Raw genomic sequence first — 20,535 nt, 5'->3', positions numbered from 1 at the left:
ATGTTCAATGCAAACACTAGCCTACTGGCCGGTGCGATGAGTCGCGCCCAATTAGAAGAGGCATTAAACCGAGCGCAGCAAGCCTATATCGAATTATCGTCCGGCGCGAAGGGCGTTTCGTTCTCCTATGCGCAAGGGGATGGCACCCGATCAGTTACCTATCAGCAAACAGATATTGGGACACTCATGGGGTTAATTCAGCTTCTTCAGGCTCAGCTAGGCATCGTTAAGCGTCCACGCAGGGCGATAAGGTTTCGTTACTGATGAAAAACCCAGTAAGGATTTTAGGTCCTGACGGTAGCCCCTTACCGCCATCCAAATCAAGGGCATCAATGTTGAGTGGTTCCCGAGGGGTTCCGTATGACGCTGCTGATTCATTCAGTGATTCTATGGCCAATTGGCAGCCGTCCTTGTGGTCACCGGATAACGAAATCAATACCTCCCGCGATCAGGTTGTTGCCCGCGTTCGCGACATGGTACGTAACGATGGTTGGGCATCGGGCAGCGTTACCCGCATTTTGGATAATGCTGTTGGTGCGTCTTTCCGGCCGCTTGCCAAGGTTGATTACCGGACTTTGGCACTGATGACCGGGAACCCTAAATTTGACGCGAAATGGGCTGATGAATATGGACGGGCCATTGAATCAGGCTGGCGAACGTGGGCGAATGATCCGAACCGGTATTGTGATGTGGAAAGGAAGAAAACAGTCGCCCAACTACTACGGCTTGGTTTTCGCCACAAACTGACTGACGGTGATGCGCTCTGCGTTATGCAATATCGACCTGACCGTCTTGGCTATGGGCGTGCGCAGTATGCCACGACCATGCAGATAATTGACCCGGATAGATTAAGCAACCCTCAGCAAAATTTCGACATGCCGAATATTCGTGGTGGGGTAGAGATTGATGAGGATGGGGTGCCTATTGCTTATCACATCCGAAAAGCTCACATGGGCGACTGGTGGAGCGGTAAAGAAACCATGACCTGGGAGCGTATCCTGCGTGAAACTGACTGGGGCCGCCCAATCGTCATCCATGATTTTGATAGTGACCGGGCCTCCCAGCATCGGGGTATCAGTATTTTCACCCCCATCGTTCAGCGTCTTAAAATGCTGATTAAGTACGATGAGGTTGAGTTGCAGTCGTCAATCCTGAACTCCATTTTTGCCGCCTTTATCACATCACCTTATGACCCGAGTTTAGTGGCGGAAGCCCTTGATACGGGTGAGGAAGTTAACCGTTATCAAGACATGCGCCGTGAGTATCACGATGAAAAACGCCTGTCACTACAGGGTGGCGCACGTATTCCGATACTGGCACCCGGTGAGGAGATGACCACCCTTAACGCGGTTCGACCAACCAGTAACTTTGTTGCTTTTGAAAGCGCGGCGTTACGTAACATCGCCGCATCATTGGGAATTTCTACCCAGCAACTGACACAAGACTGGTCAGATGTTAACTACAGCTCAGCCCGTTCCGCCATGTTGGAAGCTTGGAAAACCCTGACCCGCCGGCGCGATGATTTTGCTACAGGTTTCGCCCAGCCAATATTGTCGTGTTTTATCGAAGAATTGCATGATTTAGGTGAGGTTCCCTTGCCTGATGGCGCACCTGATTTTCTCACAGCGAAAGCGGCCTATTGCCGTGCTCAGTGGATGGGGCCAGGGCGGGGCTGGGTTGATCCCGTGGCTGAGAAGAAAGGGGCCATTCTCGGGATGGAAGCTGGATTGTCTACTCTCGAAATGGAAGCTGCTGAGAACGTGGGCGAAGACTGGGAAGAACTGCTGGATCAGCGCCAGCGAGAACGTGAGGCATACATTGAGCGTGGGTTGCCTATTCCTACATGGCTGCAAGCTGACACCTTTGCACCTGATCAACAACAAAAACCGGAGGCACAGTGAATCTTCCACATTTAGCCCAGCGGCTCTTTAACACCCCGCTGGCACTTCATCCGCACAAGGCTGAAGTCGTTATGGCGGCATTGACTGACCGGTTCGGTCTGACGCGCATTCAGTCTAATGCCGATTGGGCCGACGAAGAGGATGATTTCTTTTCACGCAAGGGGCGTGATTGTGGCTATGACGTTATCGAGGGCGTGGCGGTCATTCCGATTCAGGGCACGTTGGTGCAAAAGTTAGGTACCCTTCGACCTTATAGCGGTATGACAGGATATGACGGTATTCGGGCCAGCTTTTTGACAGCAATGAATGATGATGCGGTTAAGGGCATTTGTTTTGATATCGATTCACCGGGCGGTGAAGTCGCCGGTTGTTTTGATTTGGTCGATGAAATTTATGCTGCCCGAGGCGCTAAACCCATTTGGTCAATCCTGTCCGAAAATGCTTATTCGGCTGCTTATGCGCTGGCCAGTGCAGCGGATCGGATTATAGTCCCGCGTACTGGTGGGGTTGGTTCAATTGGCGTCATCGTGATGCATGTTGACTGGTCGCAACGCATCAAAAGCGATGGGGTACAGGTCACGATAATCACCTTTGGCAGCAGAAAAGCTGAATCAAATCCCTACGAGGCATTAAGCGAGGAGGCAAAAAAGGCCATTCAGTCCGATGTTGACGAGATGGGCCGCTTGTTCGTGAGTACCGTTTCCCGCAATCGCGGGATAGCTGAAAGAACTATCAGGGACACCGAGGCCGCATGTTTCTTAGCGGCTGATGGTGTGCAACTGGGGCTGGCTGATCAAGTGGCATCGCCTGATGTCGCATTCCGCGATTTATTAAAACTGGTTGGAGAAAATAATGGGTAAGAAAATTCAAGGTTTTGCTCATCTGTTTGGCCGTGGGGCCAAGGCGTCAGAAGAGACAGAGGACGATAATAAAGAGTCCAAAAAAGCCAAGGGACGTCAGGCTGAAGAGGATGAACAAGACCCTAATGCCGAAGAGAACGATGACGACTCAAACGATAACCCTGATGATCAGGACAATAAAGACCCTGATGCCGAAGACGACAGCGATGATGCTGACGTGGATGAGGGAAATGACGATGACGGTGATGAGGATACCGATGACCGCAACGTCAAAAAAGGTCGCAGTGCCGAGCGCCAGCGCTGTGCGCGTATCTTTGGCAGTAAACATGCTACCGGGCGCGGAGATTTAGCAGTTTCTCTGGCGCTAAATTCGGGGATGAGTTCCGCCGCCGTGATCCGGGTGCTTGCCTCCACTGCCGCTACTGCACCGGCATCTGCCACCGCGCCCCGTAAACGTTCTTTGGATGAGCGGATGCAGGCCCTCGGCAATACACAGCCCGGACAAGATACCGCAGGTGCATCAAAAGGCGCGTCACTGGTCAATAAGATGACCAGCCTCTATGACTCAGCAAAGGGTAAAAAATAATGGATAACTTCGGACAAAATTCCTTCCAGCCGGGTATGCGCTCATCTCTGTATGTGCCCGACCAGTTAATTGCCGGGACACTGCAACTGGTCACGGATACCGCTGTTATTGCTCAGGCAGCTGAAATCCATTTGCGTGGCACCGTGATGGGCAAAATTACAGCATCAGGCGAATACACCAAGTCAGTAAAAGATGCGGATGACGGCAGTGAAGTGCCGGTCGCTATTCTCGTCGATAATGTGGATACAACCACTACCGCCCAGCGCGGGGGCATTTATCTGATGGGTCAGTTTAATCAGAACGTGATCATTCACGATGCTTTATGGACGTTGGCTGAATTAAAAACGGCACTGCGTTCGTATTCAATCTTCCTACAAGACAGTATCCAGGCACCCGTTTAAAACCTCACTTTCTGATTTGCACCCAATGCCATTCATCTGGCAGGGGTTTGCTCGTCTTCAATCTTTGTCTGGTGGCTCTGGCTGCCAGCAAATTAAAAGAGATACTCCATGAATATTTTTGATACCAACGCGCTGGTTCAGGTTGTTCCTAACCTAAAAACTAGCCAAAACTGGTTACTGGATCGCTTCTTTCCCAACATCGTGACCTATGAGACTGAAGAGGTTTCAATTGATGTGGACATCGGGAAGCGCCGCTTGGCCCCTTTTGTCTCCCCGTTAGTCGCCGGCCTTTTGGTTGAAAGCCGTAAATATCAGACCAACACCTTTAAGCCCGCGTACATCAAAGATGTCCGGGTTCCAGACCTGCGCAAACCGATTCGCCGCCAAATGGGCGAGCGTATTGGCGGCGAGTTCACCGCCACTGAACGTGAGATGCTCAATATTCAATTTGAAATGGAAGATCAAATTGACATGATCAACCGTCGTTTGGAATGGATGGCGGCCAGTGCCCTGACCAAAGCAAAAATTATGGTCGTGGGTGAGGGCTTTGAAACGGCTGAGATTGACTTCGGCCGCTCAAGTTCTCTGACCATTACACTGAGTGGGTCAGATAAATGGCCTTTATCTGTTCCCGCCGGCACGACCAATACCCGACCGTCAGATGATATTGAAGACTGGCAAACACTGATGTTGAAAGAGTCCGGGGCGGTGGCCACGGATTTGGTATTTACCACCTCCTCATGGAAAGCGTTCCGTCTCGATACCACCATTAAAGACAATGCCATCACATTCCCAGCATTGAGTCCGTTTGGTAATCAGGTCGATGCGGGGCCACGAATCAATAAAGGCGCAGTCTATAAAGGTCGCTGGGGCAACTTTGATTTGTGGTTGTATAACGACTGGTTTGTTGACCCGATTGATGGCATTGAAAAGCCAATGATCCCTAATGGTGCCGTATTGATGTCAGGTGCTGAGCTAATGGGGACCCGCGCCTTTGGTGTCATTCTTGACCCCGCGTTTAATTATGGGCCTTTGGCGTTTGCACCTAAATCATGGGTTATGCCTGACCCCGCACAGCGTTATTTGATGATGCAATCCGCTCCGCTGGTTATTCCAAGCCGGGTGAATGCCTCCCTCTGTGCAACGGTGGTGTGATATGGCAAAAACATCGAGCAAGCAGCAAGCCAGCATCAACGAACTGGGCGGCTTGCCGCCCGAGTTCGCCGCTGACACCCCGCAGGAACAGACTGTTGTGACGGATAATAACGAAACACAGCCTGATCCTGAGGTGCAAAAAGAGACATCAACGAGTGAGGAACAGACTAAAACACCTGAAATATCAGATGATCAGAACACGATTTCTGGTGAGTCTGAGACTCAGGAAAACACCACAGAGAGTGAGCTGGGGAGTGACGGTCCTGCTGATGACTCTGACGAAATGGAACTTGTGGTGGTAAAGGGCCAGACCCTGCGCCATAGCGGGGAAACTTATGCGGAGAACAGCCGTTTATTTCTGCCACATAGTGACGCCAGTCGGTTGATTGATTTGGGAGTGGTCGCTGATGTGAAAGCGTTACGGCAACAGGAAGTGCGCATTTCTGGCCCCTCAATCACTGTCGATGATGGCGTGAAGATAAATCGGGGTAGCTGATGGGTATCAACTGGGATCAGCATCTTCTGGCACCTCTACAGGCGGTATTTGGTGACCCGGTTGATTACCGGCCCGCTGGTGATAAGCCAGCTTATACCATCAGCGGCATCTTTGATCGGGCCTACACCTCCATCGATACGCTGGATGATGGCAGCACCATTAACACCACTAATCCCGTTTTAGGGGTAAGAGACAGTGAGTTTCGTTCTCCACCCAAACAGGGGGACCGGGTATTTATTGGCATGGTGGCTAATGAACCGGTCAATACCTTGTTTGTTGTGGCGGATGTTCAGCCAGACAGCCATGGCGGCAGTAAACTCATTCTTAATCGGACAAGATCATGAATACAGCGCAAGTCAGACAGCTGGTTATTGATGCCATTATCGGGAACACAGATGCGGGAAACCGCGTCTACTCCCCGCGTGACTGGCCAACGACCGAGGAGATGTATCCGGTTATCTTGGTGCAGACCCTCATCGAGGAAAAACAGTCATTAGGCCGCAATGCCCCGCAATTCAACACCATCACCACCGTGCGCATTACTGGCCGGTTGCAGGAGCTTGACGGTGAACATCTGGATGACGGCGCGAACAAAGCCTATCTGGCGCTCGAGCGGCTGCGAGAACAAATTGAACGTGCAGTGATAAACAGTTACGACCTCACTCGCCAGATACAGCAGTTTGCCCGCGTCCGCTCAACCGTCGATCTGGACTCCGGCGGTGAAGGGCATATGGCACAGTTACTGATGGAGTTGGATATTGAGTATTACCAAGGGCCGGAAGATTTCTACCCCATGGTGGCTGACCCGCTCAATGGCATTGATATCACCATAGCCATGCCTGATGGCACCACCGAACCGCTGGTCTCCATAAAACTCTCGGAGTAAACCCCATGATCGTTAAACCCGTAGCCGGTCGCACTGTACGTGACCCGGTGAAGGGCACCTTTTTGCCTGAATCCGGCACCGAGGTTCCCGATAATTCATTTTGGCGTCGTCGCTTAAACGACGGTGATGTGGTGCGCGAACAGCCTAAAGAGGTTAAACCCGCGCCTGAAACCACCAAGGCGGAGAAAACTAAATAATGACTATTCCCTTTACAAATATTCCGAGCAACCTTCGGACGCCGCTTTTCTTTGCTGAATTTGATAACTCACAGGCGAACACGGCGACAACGACGCAGCGCACGCTAATCATCGGTCAGATGCTGGATTCCAGTACGCTGCCTGCTGATGTGCCGGTGCTGGTCTCCTCAGTGGCCACCGTGGCGGGGCAGTGTGGCGCAGGCTCCATGTTGCATGGTCAGATGGCGGCATATTTGGCGAATGATACCGCCGGAGAGATCTACATTTTGCCGTTGAGTGATGCGGAGTCTATGGTTGCCGCCATTGGCAAAATCACCGTCACCACCCCGGCGTCAGCAACGGGCGTTATTTCGCTCTATATCGGCGGGATCCGTGTGCAGGTCGCGGTAGTGGCAACTGATGATATCAATACCGTTGCAGCGGCACTGGCCAGTGCCATTGAGGGTCGGCCTGAATTGCCGGTCACGGTTGTCCATACCGGAGAAATGGTATCAGAAGGTGCCGTTGTGGTGTTGTCCGCGAAAAATAAAGGCGCACACGGCAACACCATTGATTTACGGCTGAACTATTTGGGTAGCGCCGGTGGCGAAACAACGCCAGATAGCCTGGTACTGACATTTACGCCAATGGCTGGCGGCGCGGGCGCACCTGAACTGGATGATGCCCTGGCTAATTTGCAGGATCGGACCTTTGATTTCATTATCAATCCGTACACGGATACGGCTTCGTTGAATAAAATCAAAGAGTTTCTGTCAGACAGTACCGGTCGCTGGAGCTATGCAGAGCAATTATACGGCCATAGCTTCGCTGCTCAAGCCGGTACTTATGGCCAACTGACAGCCGCAGGCGAATTGCGTAATGATCAGCATGCTTCTCTGTTGGGGGTGAATGGCTCGCCAACACCAAGCTATATCTGGTCAGCGGCTTATGTTGGCGCTATTGCGCAAAGTCTGCGTAACGACCCCGGCCGCCCGCTGCAAACCTTGGCAATCAGTGGCGTACTGGCCCCGCCGCTGGCCAGCCGCTTTACCCTGATCGAGCGTAATAACCTGCTGCACAGCGGGATATCGACGGTCACTACTGCCGACGATGGTACGGTACAGGTAGAAAACATCATCACCACCTACCAAAAGAACAAATATGGCGCGGAAGATGACAGCTATTTGCAAATTGAGACCTTATTCCTGCTGATGTTTGTCACTCGATTCCTGCGTACTCAGGTAACGTCGAAATTCGCCCGTATGAAGCTGGCGGCCGATGGCACCCGTTTTGCCCCCGGCTCGGCGATTATCACCCCGAACGTGATCCGCGCTGAATTGATTGCCCAGTACCAGACGTTGGAATTTAACGGCTATGTGCAGGATGCCAAAGGGTTTGCCAAGGGATTGAAGGTCGAAAAAAGCGCCAGTAACCCGAACCGCGTTGATGTGCTGTGGACGGGTGTCCTGATCAATCAGTTGCGCATCTTCGCCGTTCTTAACCAATTCCGCCTTCAGGCATTAGCATAAGGATTCATTATCATGGGTGATACATCCAATCGCCTCGCCGGGACAGCTTATGTCACCGTTGACGGTCTGACTATTATGGTGGCGGGGCAATTCAAATACAGCCCCTCAAAATTCAAACGTGAAACCCTGACCGGCATGGATGGGGTGCATGGTTATAAAGAGACCTTTAACGCGCCGTTTATCTCCTGCCAAATCCGCGACAGTGGCGGCACGTCAATCAGTGATTTTAACGATCAAACCAATGTCAATATTGTCTGTGAACTGGCCAATGGCAAAACGATTATCGGCAGTGGTATGTGGTCGGTAAATACCCAGGAAGTGGACAGCACCGAGGCCACCGCTGATATGCGCTGGGAAGGTGGCTCGGTCTCGGTAACGGAGAACTAAGATGTCTGAACTGGAACGCACTAAAACAGTCCCCCTCGTTAAAGCCATCAGCCACGACGCGACTAAAACCACCTATGAGGCCATCGAACTCAGTGAACCGATATTGATTCAGGTTCAGCAGTTCTATGACGAACAAGCCAAGTCTGGCTCACTCAGCGCGATGGGATTGCTCATTTCTCTGGTGTCGAATGTGCCGCGTGAAGCCATCAAAAAAATGGCGTTCACCGACTATAAAGCCTGTGAGGTCTACATGATGAGTTTTTTAGCCTACTCCCCGCCGCCGGAGAGTGGGGTAATGAGCTAGCAGATGTGACCTATTACTATGGGTGGGGGCCAGCAGATGCATGGTCCCTGACCTATAGCCGATTGCAGTGGTGGTATCAGCAGGCGGTCAGAATTAACAAGGTTAAGGCAGGCAAAAATGGGTAATGCATTTGATTTTGAACTGACCGCGACAGATCAAGCCTCAGCCTCCATTCAGCGTATCGAAGAGGCGGTTAAAAACCTTATTCCTGATCTGGATAAAACCCGTGACGGACTTAAGTTGGGCGGACAAGAATCGGTTGAGGGTATTGACGACCTGAACACGCGGTTAAAGGGCATGGGACAGTTTGCCCGCGAAGGTGTTCAGTTTGTGGGTGATTTGGTGCCACCGCTGAAAATGGTGGGGGAAATTGGCAGTAAGGCACTCAGCTTTGGGGCGCTTGGCGCGGTGGGTTATATCGGTTTCAAAGCGGCTCAGGGGTTAAGCGCCGCCGCTGATTCAGCCTATTCGCTTGATGTTGCGGCAAAAAATGCCGGGATGTCCGTTGATGAGTTTAGCCGTGTCAGCGGTGCGATGCAGATATTGGGGGTGGATAGCGCCGCCGCCCGTCAATCTGTTGAGGGGTTATACAAGACGTTCAACGATCCCCTGTGGGCACGAAATGACACCACACAGGCATTGCTGGCTCAGAACGGGATTGTCATTGAACGCCTCAAAGATGGCACAGCAGATGTATACAAGACGCTGGACAACGTCGCCAAGATATTCCCTAAATTATCCCCGCAGACTCAAAAAACATTGGCGGATGCTTTAGGGCTGGATGCCAATTTTTTGACATTAATGCGAGAGGGTGTCAGGTACAAAGAGCTACTGACAAAATCAGATACACTCGGCTTAACGGTAGATCCGGCATTGAATCAGCAACTCACCGAATTAGACCGTAACATAGCCGAGGTGAGCGCTGCATGGGATGGATTAAAACAGCGCGGCCAGAATAAGTTTTATAGTGCGATCCTGTCAGATGGTTCAGTTAAAGACGGGATAGAAGGTGTCACCGATGTCGTCACTAATGGTATAGACAGTATTTCAGTTGCGCATTTTTTAGGGCTAAACAGGGGGAAAGAAGCGGAGCAGTTACGCCGTGGTTATAACGACCCCGAGTTTTATAAAAATCTGAACGAGTGGGATAAGGTTGGGTCAGATTACGGAATAATGACTGAGGGTTATCGGAAGAAGTATGAACAGCATTATGGCCCTAAAGATGAGCAAGAAAAACAAAAGCTAGCAGCCCCTGAAAATACGCCTTATCCGTTAACACCATCAGCGGCTTCAACCTCAAAATCAGGACAGGATGCGTTAGGTGTCAGAAATAATAATCCGGGCAATTTAAGAGTAGCGCCTAACGCTACAGGTAAAAATGGGGGGTTCTCCACGTTTGCTAATCCTCAGGAGGGGATCGCAGCTCTTTCTCGGCAACTGCAACTCTATGGTGATAGAGGAAACAATACACTATCCGGTATTTTGCATACTTACGCGCCAAACACAGAAAATAATACGCAGGGTTATATTAATGCGGTTTCAGGTGCGACAGGGGCAAACCCGTATGAGCGGTTAGATCTTCACTCACCTGAAGTATTGAAAAAATTGGTTACGGCCATCATTGGACATGAAAATGGCTATCAGCCTTATAGCCCTGAAGATATTGATAGTGGTATTAACACGTCGATTAATGATGACCGCTGGAAAGGATTACGTAATCCTAATATTTTGCTGTCGCAGAGGCGATCTCTATCGCCTAAAGAGCCTGACCCCTCAAAAGAAAATATCACAGGCAATCCATCATCATCAATTTTGACACCACCCAATAATAGTAGCCGGGACATTAATGATATCACCCAAGATATGGGTGGCGATAAGTCAGAAATTGAAATTACGCTGATCACGGATAAAACAGGAGAACGTCAGAAAATAACCGCGCCAAAGGGGGCGAAAATATCAACATCAATGAGTTACCCGGCGTAATAACGAACAACCATCAACCTCGCTTCTGGCGGGGTTTTTTATTTTCAGGGGGTGGAAATGTCACTGATCAGCAATGCACTTTCTGATTTATTGGGTACTGGGGGCGATAGCTGGCAGTGGTCAGAACATCTTCACCCCGCCTCTTTCCGTGGGGTTCCCTTTGCGGTTATCAGTGCGGAAGGTGTTTTCGGTCGCCGGCAGGCCATTCATGAATACCCTTATCGCGATACTGCATGGATTGAGGATCTGGGCCGCGCGACTCGCCGCCTGACCATCCGTGGTTTTCTTATTCAGAGTAGCGGCCTTTATAACGCGCCCGATGTTATGACCCAGCGCGATTCATTGATCGCGGCCTGTGAAATGCCCGATGCAGGGACATTAGTACACCCAACGCTGGGCGAAATGACTGTCAGTATTCCCGAAAGCGGTCTTCGCCTGAATGAAGGGGCGGAGTCAGGACGGGTTTTTGAATTTACGCTGACCATTATTGAGTCGGGTTTACGGGTATTTTCTGTTACCAGCTCCGCAGATGCGGTTTCGTCGATTCAGTCATCATGGTTTGGTCTGGCCTCCAAGTCCGTCGCCACCTTTATTGCCACGGTCAAAGGCGAGATCCGTTCAGTGACTCAAACCATCAGAACGCTAAAAAGTACCGCCGCATTCTGGGTCAACATGGTGAACTCAACCACCAGTGAGGCAACAAATCTCGGGAATGTCCTCCGTTCAACCCTCGGACGTGATCGTTATGGCCGCTTTAATCACGGTACGGTTGGGGGGAGCGTGTCAGGGGCCACGGCGTCCGTCAGCACGCAGAGTGACACAACGGACCTGTCCGCGCTGGTGGACCAACGAATGGCTGTTTCAGTCGAGGGGCGGGCATCACTCGCGGCTGCTACCGATGCCTTGACCGAGGCCGCAACGGTAGCAGCACATGCCAATGCGGTTCTGGCTGTCGTGAATGCCATCTTGGCCAGCGGAGCCAGTACCCTTGATTTAATCCGCATGATGCAAGAATTAACGGCAATCAATGACGACACTTTTCGACCCAATCCCGGCGACAGCAATACCGCCGCCGCCAGTTATCAGCTCATTATTGTGTTGTGTGCGGGCGCGATGGTGTTTGCCGCGTCGCAATATCAACCGGAAAGCTATGACGATGCAGTCGATATATTGACGCGGGTCTGTGATGTGGTAGACGGTGCCGCGCTTTCAGCGGCTGATACAGGCAATGATGAGGTGTATCAGTCATTAATTACGTTACGTGAGTCCATCGTCACGCTGTTACAGCAGACGGGCGCCAACCTGTCTCGCGTTGAGATAGTCAATTTTAACCGCTCACTGCCCGCGCTAAATCTGGCCAACCGGCTCTATCAGGATGCCCGCCGGGGTGATGCACTGGTGAAAATGGCGGTGCCTGTTCATCCGGCATTCATGCCCCTTCGATTTAAGGCGCTGAATTCATGAGTGATGACTTGACGCTACGTATTGGCAATAAGCTGATCACGGGCTGGGACAATATCCGTGTCACTCGCAGCATAGAGCGGTTACCCAGCGATTTCAGCCTGTCATTGATGGACCTTTATCCGGGCAGTGATAACCAGCAGTGGGTCAACCCCGGCGACCCCTGCGTGGTTAATTTGGGTGATGATATGGTGCTGACCGGGTATATCGACCGCTGGGCACCGATGATCAGCCGTAATCGCCGCGAAGTGAGGGCGACGGGGCGGAGCAAGTGCCAAGACTTGGTTGATTGCTCCGCTGAGTGGCCAAACAATGTGATCAGCCAATCAACAGCGCTACAGATAGCCCAACGATTGGCGCAGCCCTACAGCATTACGGTGACGACTGATGTGACCGACTTGGATATTGTCCCCCAATTTACATTGAACTGGGGTGAATCCTCGCAGGAAATCATCGACCGCATTACCCGCTGGGCGGCGCTGCTCTATTACGACCTGCCCGATGGGAACCTCTATCTGACTCGGGTGGGGACGCGCAAAGCGGCCAGCGGTGTCGCGCAGGGTATCAATATCGAAGACGCCGCGTATAACTCCGGTATGGATCAGCGCTTTTCTGACTACATTGGTGTATCGATGTCGGTGAGCCAACTTCAGGAGCAGGTACAGGACGCCGGATATGGCGCGGTGACGTTAGCCCGCAGTCGCGATCCTGAAGCGGCCAAAATGCGTTATCGCAACCGTATTATCATTGTTGAAAGCACGATGAAAGCGCTAAAACTGGCCCAGCAGTGCATCGACTGGGAAATGAACCGCCGCTATGGGCGCTCTAAAGAGCTGCTGGTAACGGTCGATAGCTGGCGCGATAAAGACGGGAAGTTATGGGAACCCAACACCCTGATCCCGATTGATTTGCCTATCTTTGGCTTAAAGGATGAACTCTGGCTGTTATCGGAGGTGACCTATCTCAAAGACGACCATGGCACCTCAGCTCAAATGGTGCTGATGCCGCCTGAAGCCTTTACCGTTCAGCCTTATCAGTTCTATTCAAACCTTATGGAGTTGAACCCACGATGAGCGAATCAGGGCAGCTATCCCAACTATATCGCCAGATAAAAATGATACTCGGGATAGGACGGGTCACAGCCAGCAATGATGGCGGCACCGTTCAAACCGTTCAATATCAAACCCCGCTTGAAGTCCGTGATGATACGCCGAGATTGGCTGAGTTTGGTTTTTCGTCAGGGTTACCCGCTAACACCGATGTGGTTATTGGGTTCCTCGGTGGTGACAGGTCAAGCGCAGTCATTATTGGCTCAAATCATCAGTCTTTTCGTCATACCGGACTCAATACGGGTGAAACGGTTATTTATTCGCAATGGGGGCAATACGTTAAGTTAACTGAAACAGGGATTATTATTGAAGCCAATGGACAGCCGGTCACGGTCAACAATGCCACTGAGGTGACGGTTAATGCCTCGGTAAAAGTGCGCCTAAATACCCCGTTACTGGAGGTCAGCGGCGATATTGTCGATAACGCTGGCAGCAATGGCACCACGCTGAAAACCCTACGCGAAGCCTATAACACCCACAATCACCAACTGAAAAATGTGCAGGGCGGTAGCGCGACATTAACCAGTGAAGTGACGGGGAAGGTGGTTGAATGACAACAGATATCAAAACAGTCTGGGAACCTGACAAATTGCTGGGCGACTGGCAAACCGGCGGCGGTGGGTTGTTGGATGGTGATGATTTAGAGACTGCCATTTTAATTAGCCTGTTCACGGACCGGTTGGCCCGTTCTGATGACGCTATTGACGGCGACGATCGGCGCGGGTGGTGGGGTGATACCGGATCACAGTACCCGATCGGTTCCCGTCTGTGGTTGCTGCGCCGCGAAAAGCTCACCACCAAGGTAGCGCTAAAGGCTGAAGACTATGCCAATGAAGCCTTGGTTTGGTTGCTTGATGATGGTGTGGTGACGGCAATCAGCACCAATGCCCAGATAATGTACCCCAACCGATTGAATCTCATCATCAGCTATCAACAACCCGCGCAAACACAGGCGTCTGTTAAATTTTCATGGGTATGGGAGACCTAATATATGCCATTTAATCGCCCCACATTAAGCGAACTGCGCCAGCGCAACCTGTCTTATATTCAATCAGAACTCAAGACCGGCGGTAACTTACTGCGTTTTTCCAATATCGGTGTGATCAGTGATGCAGATGCCGGAATGGCGCACTTACATTATGGTTATCTGGATTATATCGCGCTGCAATCCACGCCTTATAATGCCACTGACGAATATCTTGCCGCGTGGGCCGCGTTGAAAGATGTGTTTCGCAAGCCAGCCAACCCCGCCACCTCTCCTATCGTCGAATTTAGTGGCACTACAGGCCGTGTGATTACCGCTGGGAGCCTGTTAAATCGGGCCGATGGTTATCAATATCGCCTCGATCATGAGGTCACGCTGGGCGCGGGTGGTTCCGCCACCGGGTCAATCACGGCGGTTCTGCCAAGCGTATTGGATGATACCACGGGGGGCGGTATTGCCGGGAATGCCGATGCAGGGACATCTTTGACACTGGATGTGGCCATTGATGGGGTTATGTCGGTGGCCACAGCCACAGTTAAGATATCTGGCGGCGCTGATATTGAATCAGAAGATGCTTTTCGTTCTCGTATGTTACTGGCTTATCAAAACACTCCCCAAGGTGGCAACGATACCGATTATCGCGGCTGGGCTTTGGCCGTGCCGGGGGTGACTCGTTGTTGGGTGAAGCGCCGCTTGCAGGGGGTGGGCACAGTCGGTATTTATATCATGTGTGATGGCAATGATTCAGGCGGCTTTCCGGTCGGGACTGACGGCGTATCTCAGCTTGAAGAGTGGGGTGCGGTAAAAGCGACCGGTGATCAGGGGCGGGTAGCCGACCACATTTACCCCTTACAGCCCATTATTGCCATCATCTATGTCTGTGCGCCGGTGGCGGCCCCCGTGAATTTTGTTATTAGCGGCATCTCTACGGCAGATAGCGAAACCACCACGGCAATCAATACAGCGATTGATGAAGTCTTTTTTACTGAGGGTGAACCGGGCGGTAAAATTCTACTGTCGTCACTGTTGCTGGCCATCGGTGATGTGACAGGCACCAGTGGTTTTATTCTCGACTCCCCAACGACTAACATCCAGCTTGAAACCGGACAATTACCTCTCCGGGGCGCGGTGACCTACCTATGAGTCGATATTCTGTTAATGAATATACCGCCGCCATTCAATCGCTGATGCCGGGGGGCTTAGTTTGGCCCAAAATATCAGACGGGGTTCAAACCAGCACATTACGGGCATTGGCACGGTCTTACCAGCGCAGTGATGAGGATGCCCGAGATCTGCTCGATGCCGCTTTCCCCTCAACAGCGACCGCCATGTTACCCGAGTGGGAAGCGACTCTTGGGTTACCTGATTTATGCGCGATAGGTGAGATAGACAGCATTATCCAGCGCCAGCGGGCCGTAGTCTCCAAACTGTTTGGCATCGGCGGGCAATCGGCGGCTTATTTTATCCGGGTTGCTGAGGCGCTGGGTTATACCATTTCAATCACCCAATATCGGCAGGCATGTGCCGGGATGTCGGTTTGCGGTGACGCCATAAACGGTGAAGAGTGGCCGTTTACATGGCTGATCACCGCGCCGGAGACCACGATCAATTATGCCCAATGCGGTTTAACTTATTGCAGTGATCCACTGCGTTCGTGGGGAAACAAACAGCTTGAATGTCGGTTAACAGTGTTAAATCCATCCCATACCATTCTTAAATTTGGCTACATTAGCTAGTTAATCACTCTCTATTTATTTTTATGCGCCTTAACTGGCGAGGGTTTCTTATGCAAAAAATTGGCGATATCCCTAATACGCGCGCCGACAATAATGGCGAGTTTACTGATGGTAATGTTGCTGGTGGCGTACCACCGACAATACTACCGGCAGAGTGGTTTAATACCATTCAACGCGAATTAATGAGTATTTTAGCAGCAGCCGAAATTGAAGCTGATAGTGATGCTTTTGATCAAGTTCTATTATCGATACAAAAGCTCGTTAGTGAGGGAATCCCAGATCTTAAAGATGCCTCATTAACCCAAAAAGGTATTGTTCAATTAAGCAACTCGACTAGCAGCACCAACGAATCGTTAGCGGCTACACCGAAAGCTGTCAAGGCCGCGCTTGATGCTTCATTGCCAATCGATGGCACAGCAGCATCCGCCACAAAACTGGCCACAGCGAGAAAAATAGGTGGTGTAGATTTTGATGGTACCAAAGATATTACCTTGCCATTTATTAATACCACCGACGCCAATGTTCAATTAGCAGGCAACCTTGGCGCACAAGGAAACATTACCGTACAAGGCAGTCTCATTGCAAAAACCAACATTGCCGCAGATGGCCGCTGCGATATTGTTGGTGATGTAAGAGGCGGGCGGATTATATCTAAAGGTGCTGTTTATGCGGGTGAAGAGCGTGTAGAAGGCAGTGCAGCATTGATAGTGGACGGTAATATCCAAGGTACGTTGTGGGGCGGCAATCTTTACGCTTACCTAGCTGAACGTGAACTGATTGGCATCCCAATTCCTTACCCCCTGCCTAGTGTCCCGGTCGGGTATTTGAAGTGTAACGGTGCTGCATTTAGCACCGTTACCTACCCAAAGTTAGCCCTTAAATATCCATCAGGTGTACTCCCCGATATGCGCGGGAATGCCATTAGAGGCTGGGACGATGGGCGAGGAGTAGACGCAGGACGAGCGTTGCTGTCACAGCAGCTTGACGCATTGCAAAACATCACTGGCAACTTCTACATGGGTGGCAGTAAACAAGTTGCAGGGGTTGTAACAACTGGCGCATTTGGCCCAATGGAAGTGTATAACGCGCTAGGCAATCAGGTGACAACAGCCGGTAATATTGGCGGTATTACCTTTGATGCTAGCCGTGTTTCACGAACAGCAGCAGAAACACGTATGAGAAACATTGCATTCAACTACATCGTGAGAGCCATATAATGACTAAATATTCACTAGATATCCCAACTGCGCAGATTGGAGCAAATGGTCTCGCTATTCGTGCTGGCTGGATTGCCGTTTATAGTGCAGACACCCAATCGCAAGAGTTTATCGGCGTCAATAATGAGTATCTCCCCCTTGGTGTTAGCTTGCCCGCCAATGGTTATGCCGATTCGCCCGTATTACCCACAAAGCCAGATAAGGCCGTGCGTCGAAACGATACTGGCAATGCATGGGAAATAGTTGACGACTTGCGCGGCAAGACTGCATACAGCACTGAAACCGGTCAACCAGAAGAAATCAGCTTTATTGGCGAGTTGCCGGACATATTGACGTTGCTGGCTCCGCAAACCTATTACGACAAATGGAACGGCGCGAAATGGGTAACGGATAAAGTCTTGCAAAAGGCCGCAGCAGTGCAGGAAGCGGAAGAAAAGAAAACCCGATTATTGAATGCAGCCGCAGCGAAAATTGCACCGTTACAAGATGCGGTAGATACCGGCATGGCAACGGATGACGATAAAGAGCAGCTTACGGCTTGGAAAACTTACCGCGTTTTACTGAACCGCATCGATACATCAAAAGCGCCAGATATTGAATGGCCTGTAGCGCCTAAAGTGTAAACAAAAGCCGGGCTTAATTGCCCGGCCTATTCAGTCAGTCTACGGGTATAACTCCCTAACTGTAATAACCCGCGTTTATAAATCCTTACACCTGTATTTATCGCGTTTTTCGACCCGAATTATCTGCATCTATTCGGGGTGACAAACCCAGATTAACTGCAAATGAACCTGCAATTGAGGGCTTCGACCTGCATTCCATTCAGGCGAACCCACATTAGCTGCAACCAGCGACAACTCCATAAACTCAGTGATCATCAAAGTTTATGGTCTTTGATTTCTGGTATGAGTTATTGGACTCGCTGCGCCAATGCCCATCAATGGAGCTTGTTGGTTTATAAATTGTCCATAAAACGTTGTTTTGTGGAACGAACCGACAGACCAATTTCAATTGCAGATATTGTGGGTTGGTAATCTGCGAATGTGAGTCTGATCTGGGTAAATGCAGGTCGGGCCGATTTCAAATGCAGGTCACTACACCTAAGCAAGCAGCGCTTGAAATTGAAGCTGGAAATGAGAAAGGGATGCAGAAAGGCTAAATTTTTCCCATGCGAAAAATTGTGCCCTGTTTTTCTGGTAGGCTGCACAGCATAAAGATATCGATAATGTATAAGGTAAGGTTGATAGAATATTAATGTATTTGTAACTAAAAATAAGTGTTCTGTTCAATATTCACAAATACATAACTATTTTTAGTGTACCCGTCATTGGGCATTAAGCTAATATTGTAATAATTCGACTGGACTAACGCTTTTGTTAGATTATGAGGGAACATATATATGAGTATCAATGAAGCTGAGCTTTTGCAGGCAGGGTTTACATCCGCAGACCTGCAAAAACTCAGAAAATATATAATCAAAGATGAACTCACTTTAAGTATGGTCATCAGTGACTTATCAAAACGCTTTCAAGCTGCGTTGATGTTGACTGTCGGGGTAATCATTACTTTCATCCTTACGCTTTTTATGGCTTCTTTGGATGGCATAATATCAATGGGAATAGCGCTACTGGCTGGGCTGGTAATCATTTGGATCCTCCAACCGCCAGTGCTCTCATACAAATCATGGATTTTCAAAAAAAATCATTAACGGACGGCTTCATCGGTACTTAGTAAATCGAAAATAACCTTTGCCTTTAGACCATAACCTACAATTTTCATTGTTAACTTTGGTCTGCTCATCATGTCAACTTTGCGGTAATAATCCTGTGGGAGATAGTGAAAAAGCCGCCATGAACCAGATTTTCTAAGCAGACCGAAAATTCCATACACATTTGCGCCCAAACTCGCGCTATTGTAAACAGCAAGGCCTGTTTCTTTTTTGAACCCCATGAATTCAGCAGCGTTCATAGCACCGTCAGCTAACATTCCCTCAGAGTCTTTTTTACCAAAAAAATGATGGTTTACCTCTTTGGTTAAACCGTTTACTCCGTCCAGAAATAGAGTTGCACCTGCCAACATACCAAGTGGAGTCATAGACGCGAAAAACACTGCACCGCCAACCATCGATAAACCTGATAGTACAACGTTCACCGCTGTGATGATGTATCCAACAATTTTGTTATTTTCCCGGACGAACTCCACTTTGGCGTAAAGTTTCGCGGTTTTCAGCCGCAACATCTGGTCCTGTGCCTGAAGGCTTTCCGTCTCCGCTCTCAGACTTTGTATGCAAACCATACACTCTTCGTCCGATGTAGCACGCCGCGCGGCAGCGAACTGTTGCTCAACAACTTCCTTTATTTCCTGGATAAAATTTATCCGGGTCAGACTATCACTAAGGTGGGAAGCGGACAGCGTGTTCGCGATATTAATTAGCTTATGGGCCTCCAGGTTCACCATCGTTTCTGACCAGCTTGTAATCCTTCCACCTGACCGCATCCTTGAAAGCAACGTCGCATCCATTTCTTTATCCCCTGATTGTTACAATATTGTTTCAATAATACTTGGCTTTATCTGGCTACTCCTAATGATTTAAGTTCCGAATGTTCTGAAAATAGAGTGATATTATGGACGCAGGTTACAAGGCTTCGTACTAGGCGTGCTAAGTTGATTGAAGTTTATATAGAGGTAGATATGAAAGGTGTTAGCGACGAGAAGTTAAAGGTCTTTGAAGGCGTTTGCATGGTGATTGGGCGTGCAGTAATTGGACTAGATGAGTTAGGTCATCCAATATCAAAAGAGTTGATAATTGGCGCCCTGGAGCAGATGCAGGATAAGGTGGCAGAAGAGGGCGGTTTTGGCCCAGTGTACCTAGAGGTGGCAATTAAGAAGATGAAAGGGTAGTTACCAGATTACAGGCAAAAAAAGCCGCCACGTTCATTGATGACAGCGAGAATAATGAATCGTGGCGGGAATATCTGGTGTTGCATTTTTTTCAAGGTGAATTTGATTTCGCATGGTTAAGATAACCCTGTGAAACCATATTAACTGTGATGGACATCAAATTAATTAGAAGCACATAGTTGCGGTGATTGGTGAGAAGTTAGCATTGTCGTGTCAACCGGTTTTACATTATGGTGCTGCTCTGTCAACCGCAGGGGGATCGGGATGGCACCCTACTGGGGGGGGGCATGAGGAATAATTCGCATATCTTTACGGTATTATCAATTAGTTACGGTGGTGGTCAGGTGGTGCCCGTGTGGGGATCGGAACACCAAAACCGACAACAAAATATTCCTGAAATTATTCCATCGTCAGATTACAGGCGCAAAAAAACCGGCAGCGGGGCCGGGTGATTAAAGATAT

At 50.0% G+C, this 20,535-nt stretch carries 26 protein-coding genes; 25 read left to right on the top strand and 1 reads right to left on the bottom strand.

Going from position 1 to position 20,535, the window contains the following annotated elements; translation table 11 throughout:
• The 23 genes from gpW (at position 1) to FFE93_RS15175 (ending at position 18,880) form a co-directional block, all read left to right on the top strand.
• Positions 1–264 carry a gpW family head-tail joining protein gene (gene gpW / locus FFE93_RS15285; protein ID WP_005278866.1) on the top strand — a complete coding sequence of 88 codons (264 nt, stop codon included), beginning with the start codon at positions 1–3 and terminating at the stop codon, positions 262–264.
• Positions 264–1,901, top strand: a complete 1,638-nt coding sequence (locus FFE93_RS15280) for a phage portal protein (protein WP_261369013.1) — start codon at positions 264–266, stop codon at positions 1,899–1,901. Before gpW ends, FFE93_RS15280 begins: the two co-directional genes overlap by 1 nt.
• The gene (locus tag FFE93_RS15275; protein WP_138775420.1) at positions 1,898–2,761 is read left to right on the top strand and encodes a S49 family peptidase; all 864 of its coding nucleotides are present in this window, start codon (positions 1,898–1,900) and stop codon (positions 2,759–2,761) included. Before FFE93_RS15280 ends, FFE93_RS15275 begins: the two co-directional genes overlap by 4 nt.
• Positions 2,754–3,347: a DNA primase gene (locus tag FFE93_RS15270; RefSeq protein WP_138775418.1), complete on the top strand. Its 594-nt coding sequence runs from the start codon at positions 2,754–2,756 to the stop codon at positions 3,345–3,347. Before FFE93_RS15275 ends, FFE93_RS15270 begins: the two co-directional genes overlap by 8 nt.
• Positions 3,347–3,748 carry a head decoration protein gene (locus tag FFE93_RS15265; RefSeq protein WP_138775416.1) on the top strand — a complete coding sequence of 134 codons (402 nt, stop codon included), beginning with the start codon at positions 3,347–3,349 and terminating at the stop codon, positions 3,746–3,748. The genes FFE93_RS15270 and FFE93_RS15265 overlap by 1 nt, the downstream gene beginning before the upstream one ends.
• Before the next feature lie 108 nt (positions 3,749–3,856).
• Entirely contained in the window at positions 3,857–4,903 is a 1,047-nt protein-coding gene (locus FFE93_RS15260) for a major capsid protein (RefSeq protein ID WP_138775415.1), read from the top strand.
• A 1-nt stretch (position 4,904) separates the two neighbouring features.
• A complete protein-coding gene (locus tag FFE93_RS15255) occupies positions 4,905–5,399 on the top strand; it encodes a hypothetical protein (protein WP_138775413.1) in 495 nt (164 codons plus the stop codon).
• Positions 5,399–5,743, top strand: a complete 345-nt coding sequence (locus FFE93_RS15250) for a hypothetical protein (RefSeq protein WP_138775411.1) — start codon at positions 5,399–5,401, stop codon at positions 5,741–5,743. The genes FFE93_RS15255 and FFE93_RS15250 overlap by 1 nt, the downstream gene beginning before the upstream one ends.
• Entirely contained in the window at positions 5,740–6,285 is a 546-nt protein-coding gene (locus FFE93_RS15245; protein ID WP_138775408.1) for an ATP-binding protein, read from the top strand. Before FFE93_RS15250 ends, FFE93_RS15245 begins: the two co-directional genes overlap by 4 nt.
• Positions 6,286–6,290: 5 nt before the next feature.
• Complete coding sequence (locus FFE93_RS15240) at positions 6,291–6,482, top strand: DUF2635 domain-containing protein (protein WP_138775406.1); 192 nt, start codon at positions 6,291–6,293, stop codon at positions 6,480–6,482.
• The gene (locus FFE93_RS15235; protein WP_138775404.1) at positions 6,482–7,990 is read left to right on the top strand and encodes a phage tail sheath subtilisin-like domain-containing protein; all 1,509 of its coding nucleotides are present in this window, start codon (positions 6,482–6,484) and stop codon (positions 7,988–7,990) included. Before FFE93_RS15240 ends, FFE93_RS15235 begins: the two co-directional genes overlap by 1 nt.
• Before the next feature lie 12 nt (positions 7,991–8,002).
• Entirely contained in the window at positions 8,003–8,377 is a 375-nt protein-coding gene (locus tag FFE93_RS15230) for a phage tail tube protein (RefSeq protein WP_005278840.1), read from the top strand.
• A gap of 1 nt (position 8,378) precedes the next feature.
• Positions 8,379–8,681, top strand: a complete 303-nt coding sequence (locus tag FFE93_RS15225) for a phage tail assembly protein (protein WP_005278837.1) — start codon at positions 8,379–8,381, stop codon at positions 8,679–8,681.
• A 117-nt stretch (positions 8,682–8,798) separates the two neighbouring features.
• The gene (locus FFE93_RS15220) at positions 8,799–10,664 is read left to right on the top strand and encodes a hypothetical protein (RefSeq protein WP_005278834.1); all 1,866 of its coding nucleotides are present in this window, start codon (positions 8,799–8,801) and stop codon (positions 10,662–10,664) included.
• A gap of 57 nt (positions 10,665–10,721) precedes the next feature.
• Positions 10,722–12,128: a DNA circularization protein gene (locus tag FFE93_RS15215; protein ID WP_138775402.1), complete on the top strand. Its 1,407-nt coding sequence runs from the start codon at positions 10,722–10,724 to the stop codon at positions 12,126–12,128.
• On the top strand, positions 12,125–13,198 hold the full coding sequence (locus FFE93_RS15210) for a phage baseplate assembly protein (protein ID WP_032898843.1): 1,074 nt from the start codon (positions 12,125–12,127) through the stop codon (positions 13,196–13,198). Before FFE93_RS15215 ends, FFE93_RS15210 begins: the two co-directional genes overlap by 4 nt.
• On the top strand, positions 13,195–13,788 hold the full coding sequence (locus FFE93_RS15205; protein ID WP_138775400.1) for a phage baseplate assembly protein: 594 nt from the start codon (positions 13,195–13,197) through the stop codon (positions 13,786–13,788). Before FFE93_RS15210 ends, FFE93_RS15205 begins: the two co-directional genes overlap by 4 nt.
• A complete protein-coding gene (locus tag FFE93_RS15200; RefSeq protein ID WP_138775399.1) occupies positions 13,785–14,222 on the top strand; it encodes a phage GP46 family protein in 438 nt (145 codons plus the stop codon). Before FFE93_RS15205 ends, FFE93_RS15200 begins: the two co-directional genes overlap by 4 nt.
• Positions 14,223–14,225: 3 nt before the next feature.
• Entirely contained in the window at positions 14,226–15,362 is a 1,137-nt protein-coding gene (locus FFE93_RS15195; protein WP_138775398.1) for a baseplate J/gp47 family protein, read from the top strand.
• Entirely contained in the window at positions 15,359–15,955 is a 597-nt protein-coding gene (locus FFE93_RS15190) for a YmfQ family protein (protein ID WP_138775397.1), read from the top strand. The genes FFE93_RS15195 and FFE93_RS15190 overlap by 4 nt, the downstream gene beginning before the upstream one ends.
• Positions 15,956–16,005: 50 nt before the next feature.
• A complete protein-coding gene (locus tag FFE93_RS15185; protein WP_005278814.1) occupies positions 16,006–17,172 on the top strand; it encodes a phage tail protein in 1,167 nt (388 codons plus the stop codon).
• Positions 17,172–17,795 carry a tail fiber assembly protein gene (locus FFE93_RS15180; RefSeq protein WP_049602796.1) on the top strand — a complete coding sequence of 208 codons (624 nt, stop codon included), beginning with the start codon at positions 17,172–17,174 and terminating at the stop codon, positions 17,793–17,795. Before FFE93_RS15185 ends, FFE93_RS15180 begins: the two co-directional genes overlap by 1 nt.
• A 776-nt stretch (positions 17,796–18,571) precedes the next feature.
• Complete coding sequence (locus tag FFE93_RS15175) at positions 18,572–18,880, top strand: hypothetical protein (RefSeq protein WP_032899220.1); 309 nt, start codon at positions 18,572–18,574, stop codon at positions 18,878–18,880.
• Here FFE93_RS15175 and FFE93_RS15170 read toward each other — a convergent pair.
• Complete coding sequence (locus FFE93_RS15170; RefSeq protein ID WP_099460537.1) at positions 18,877–19,692, bottom strand: DUF4225 domain-containing protein; 816 nt, start codon at positions 19,690–19,692, stop codon at positions 18,877–18,879. The two genes, FFE93_RS15175 and FFE93_RS15170, sit on opposite strands and share 4 nt — an antisense overlap.
• Before the next feature lie 144 nt (positions 19,693–19,836).
• Between FFE93_RS15170 and FFE93_RS15165 the strand changes: the two genes are divergently transcribed.
• Both FFE93_RS15165 and FFE93_RS21570 read left to right on the top strand, forming a co-directional pair.
• On the top strand, positions 19,837–20,073 hold the full coding sequence (locus FFE93_RS15165; RefSeq protein WP_138775396.1) for a hypothetical protein: 237 nt from the start codon (positions 19,837–19,839) through the stop codon (positions 20,071–20,073).
• Between the two features lie 287 nt (positions 20,074–20,360).
• Positions 20,361–20,525 (top strand): hypothetical protein, encoded by a 165-nt coding sequence (locus tag FFE93_RS21570; protein WP_186367662.1) that lies wholly within the window; start codon positions 20,361–20,363, stop codon positions 20,523–20,525.
• The last annotated feature ends 10 nt before the right edge of the window (positions 20,526–20,535 follow it).

This window comes from Yersinia sp. KBS0713, assembly GCF_005937895.2.
GTDB lineage: Bacteria > Pseudomonadota > Gammaproteobacteria > Enterobacterales > Enterobacteriaceae > Yersinia > Yersinia bercovieri.
Note: the sequence above shows the minus strand (reverse complement) of the source record. Positions and strands in the feature narration are given on the sequence as shown.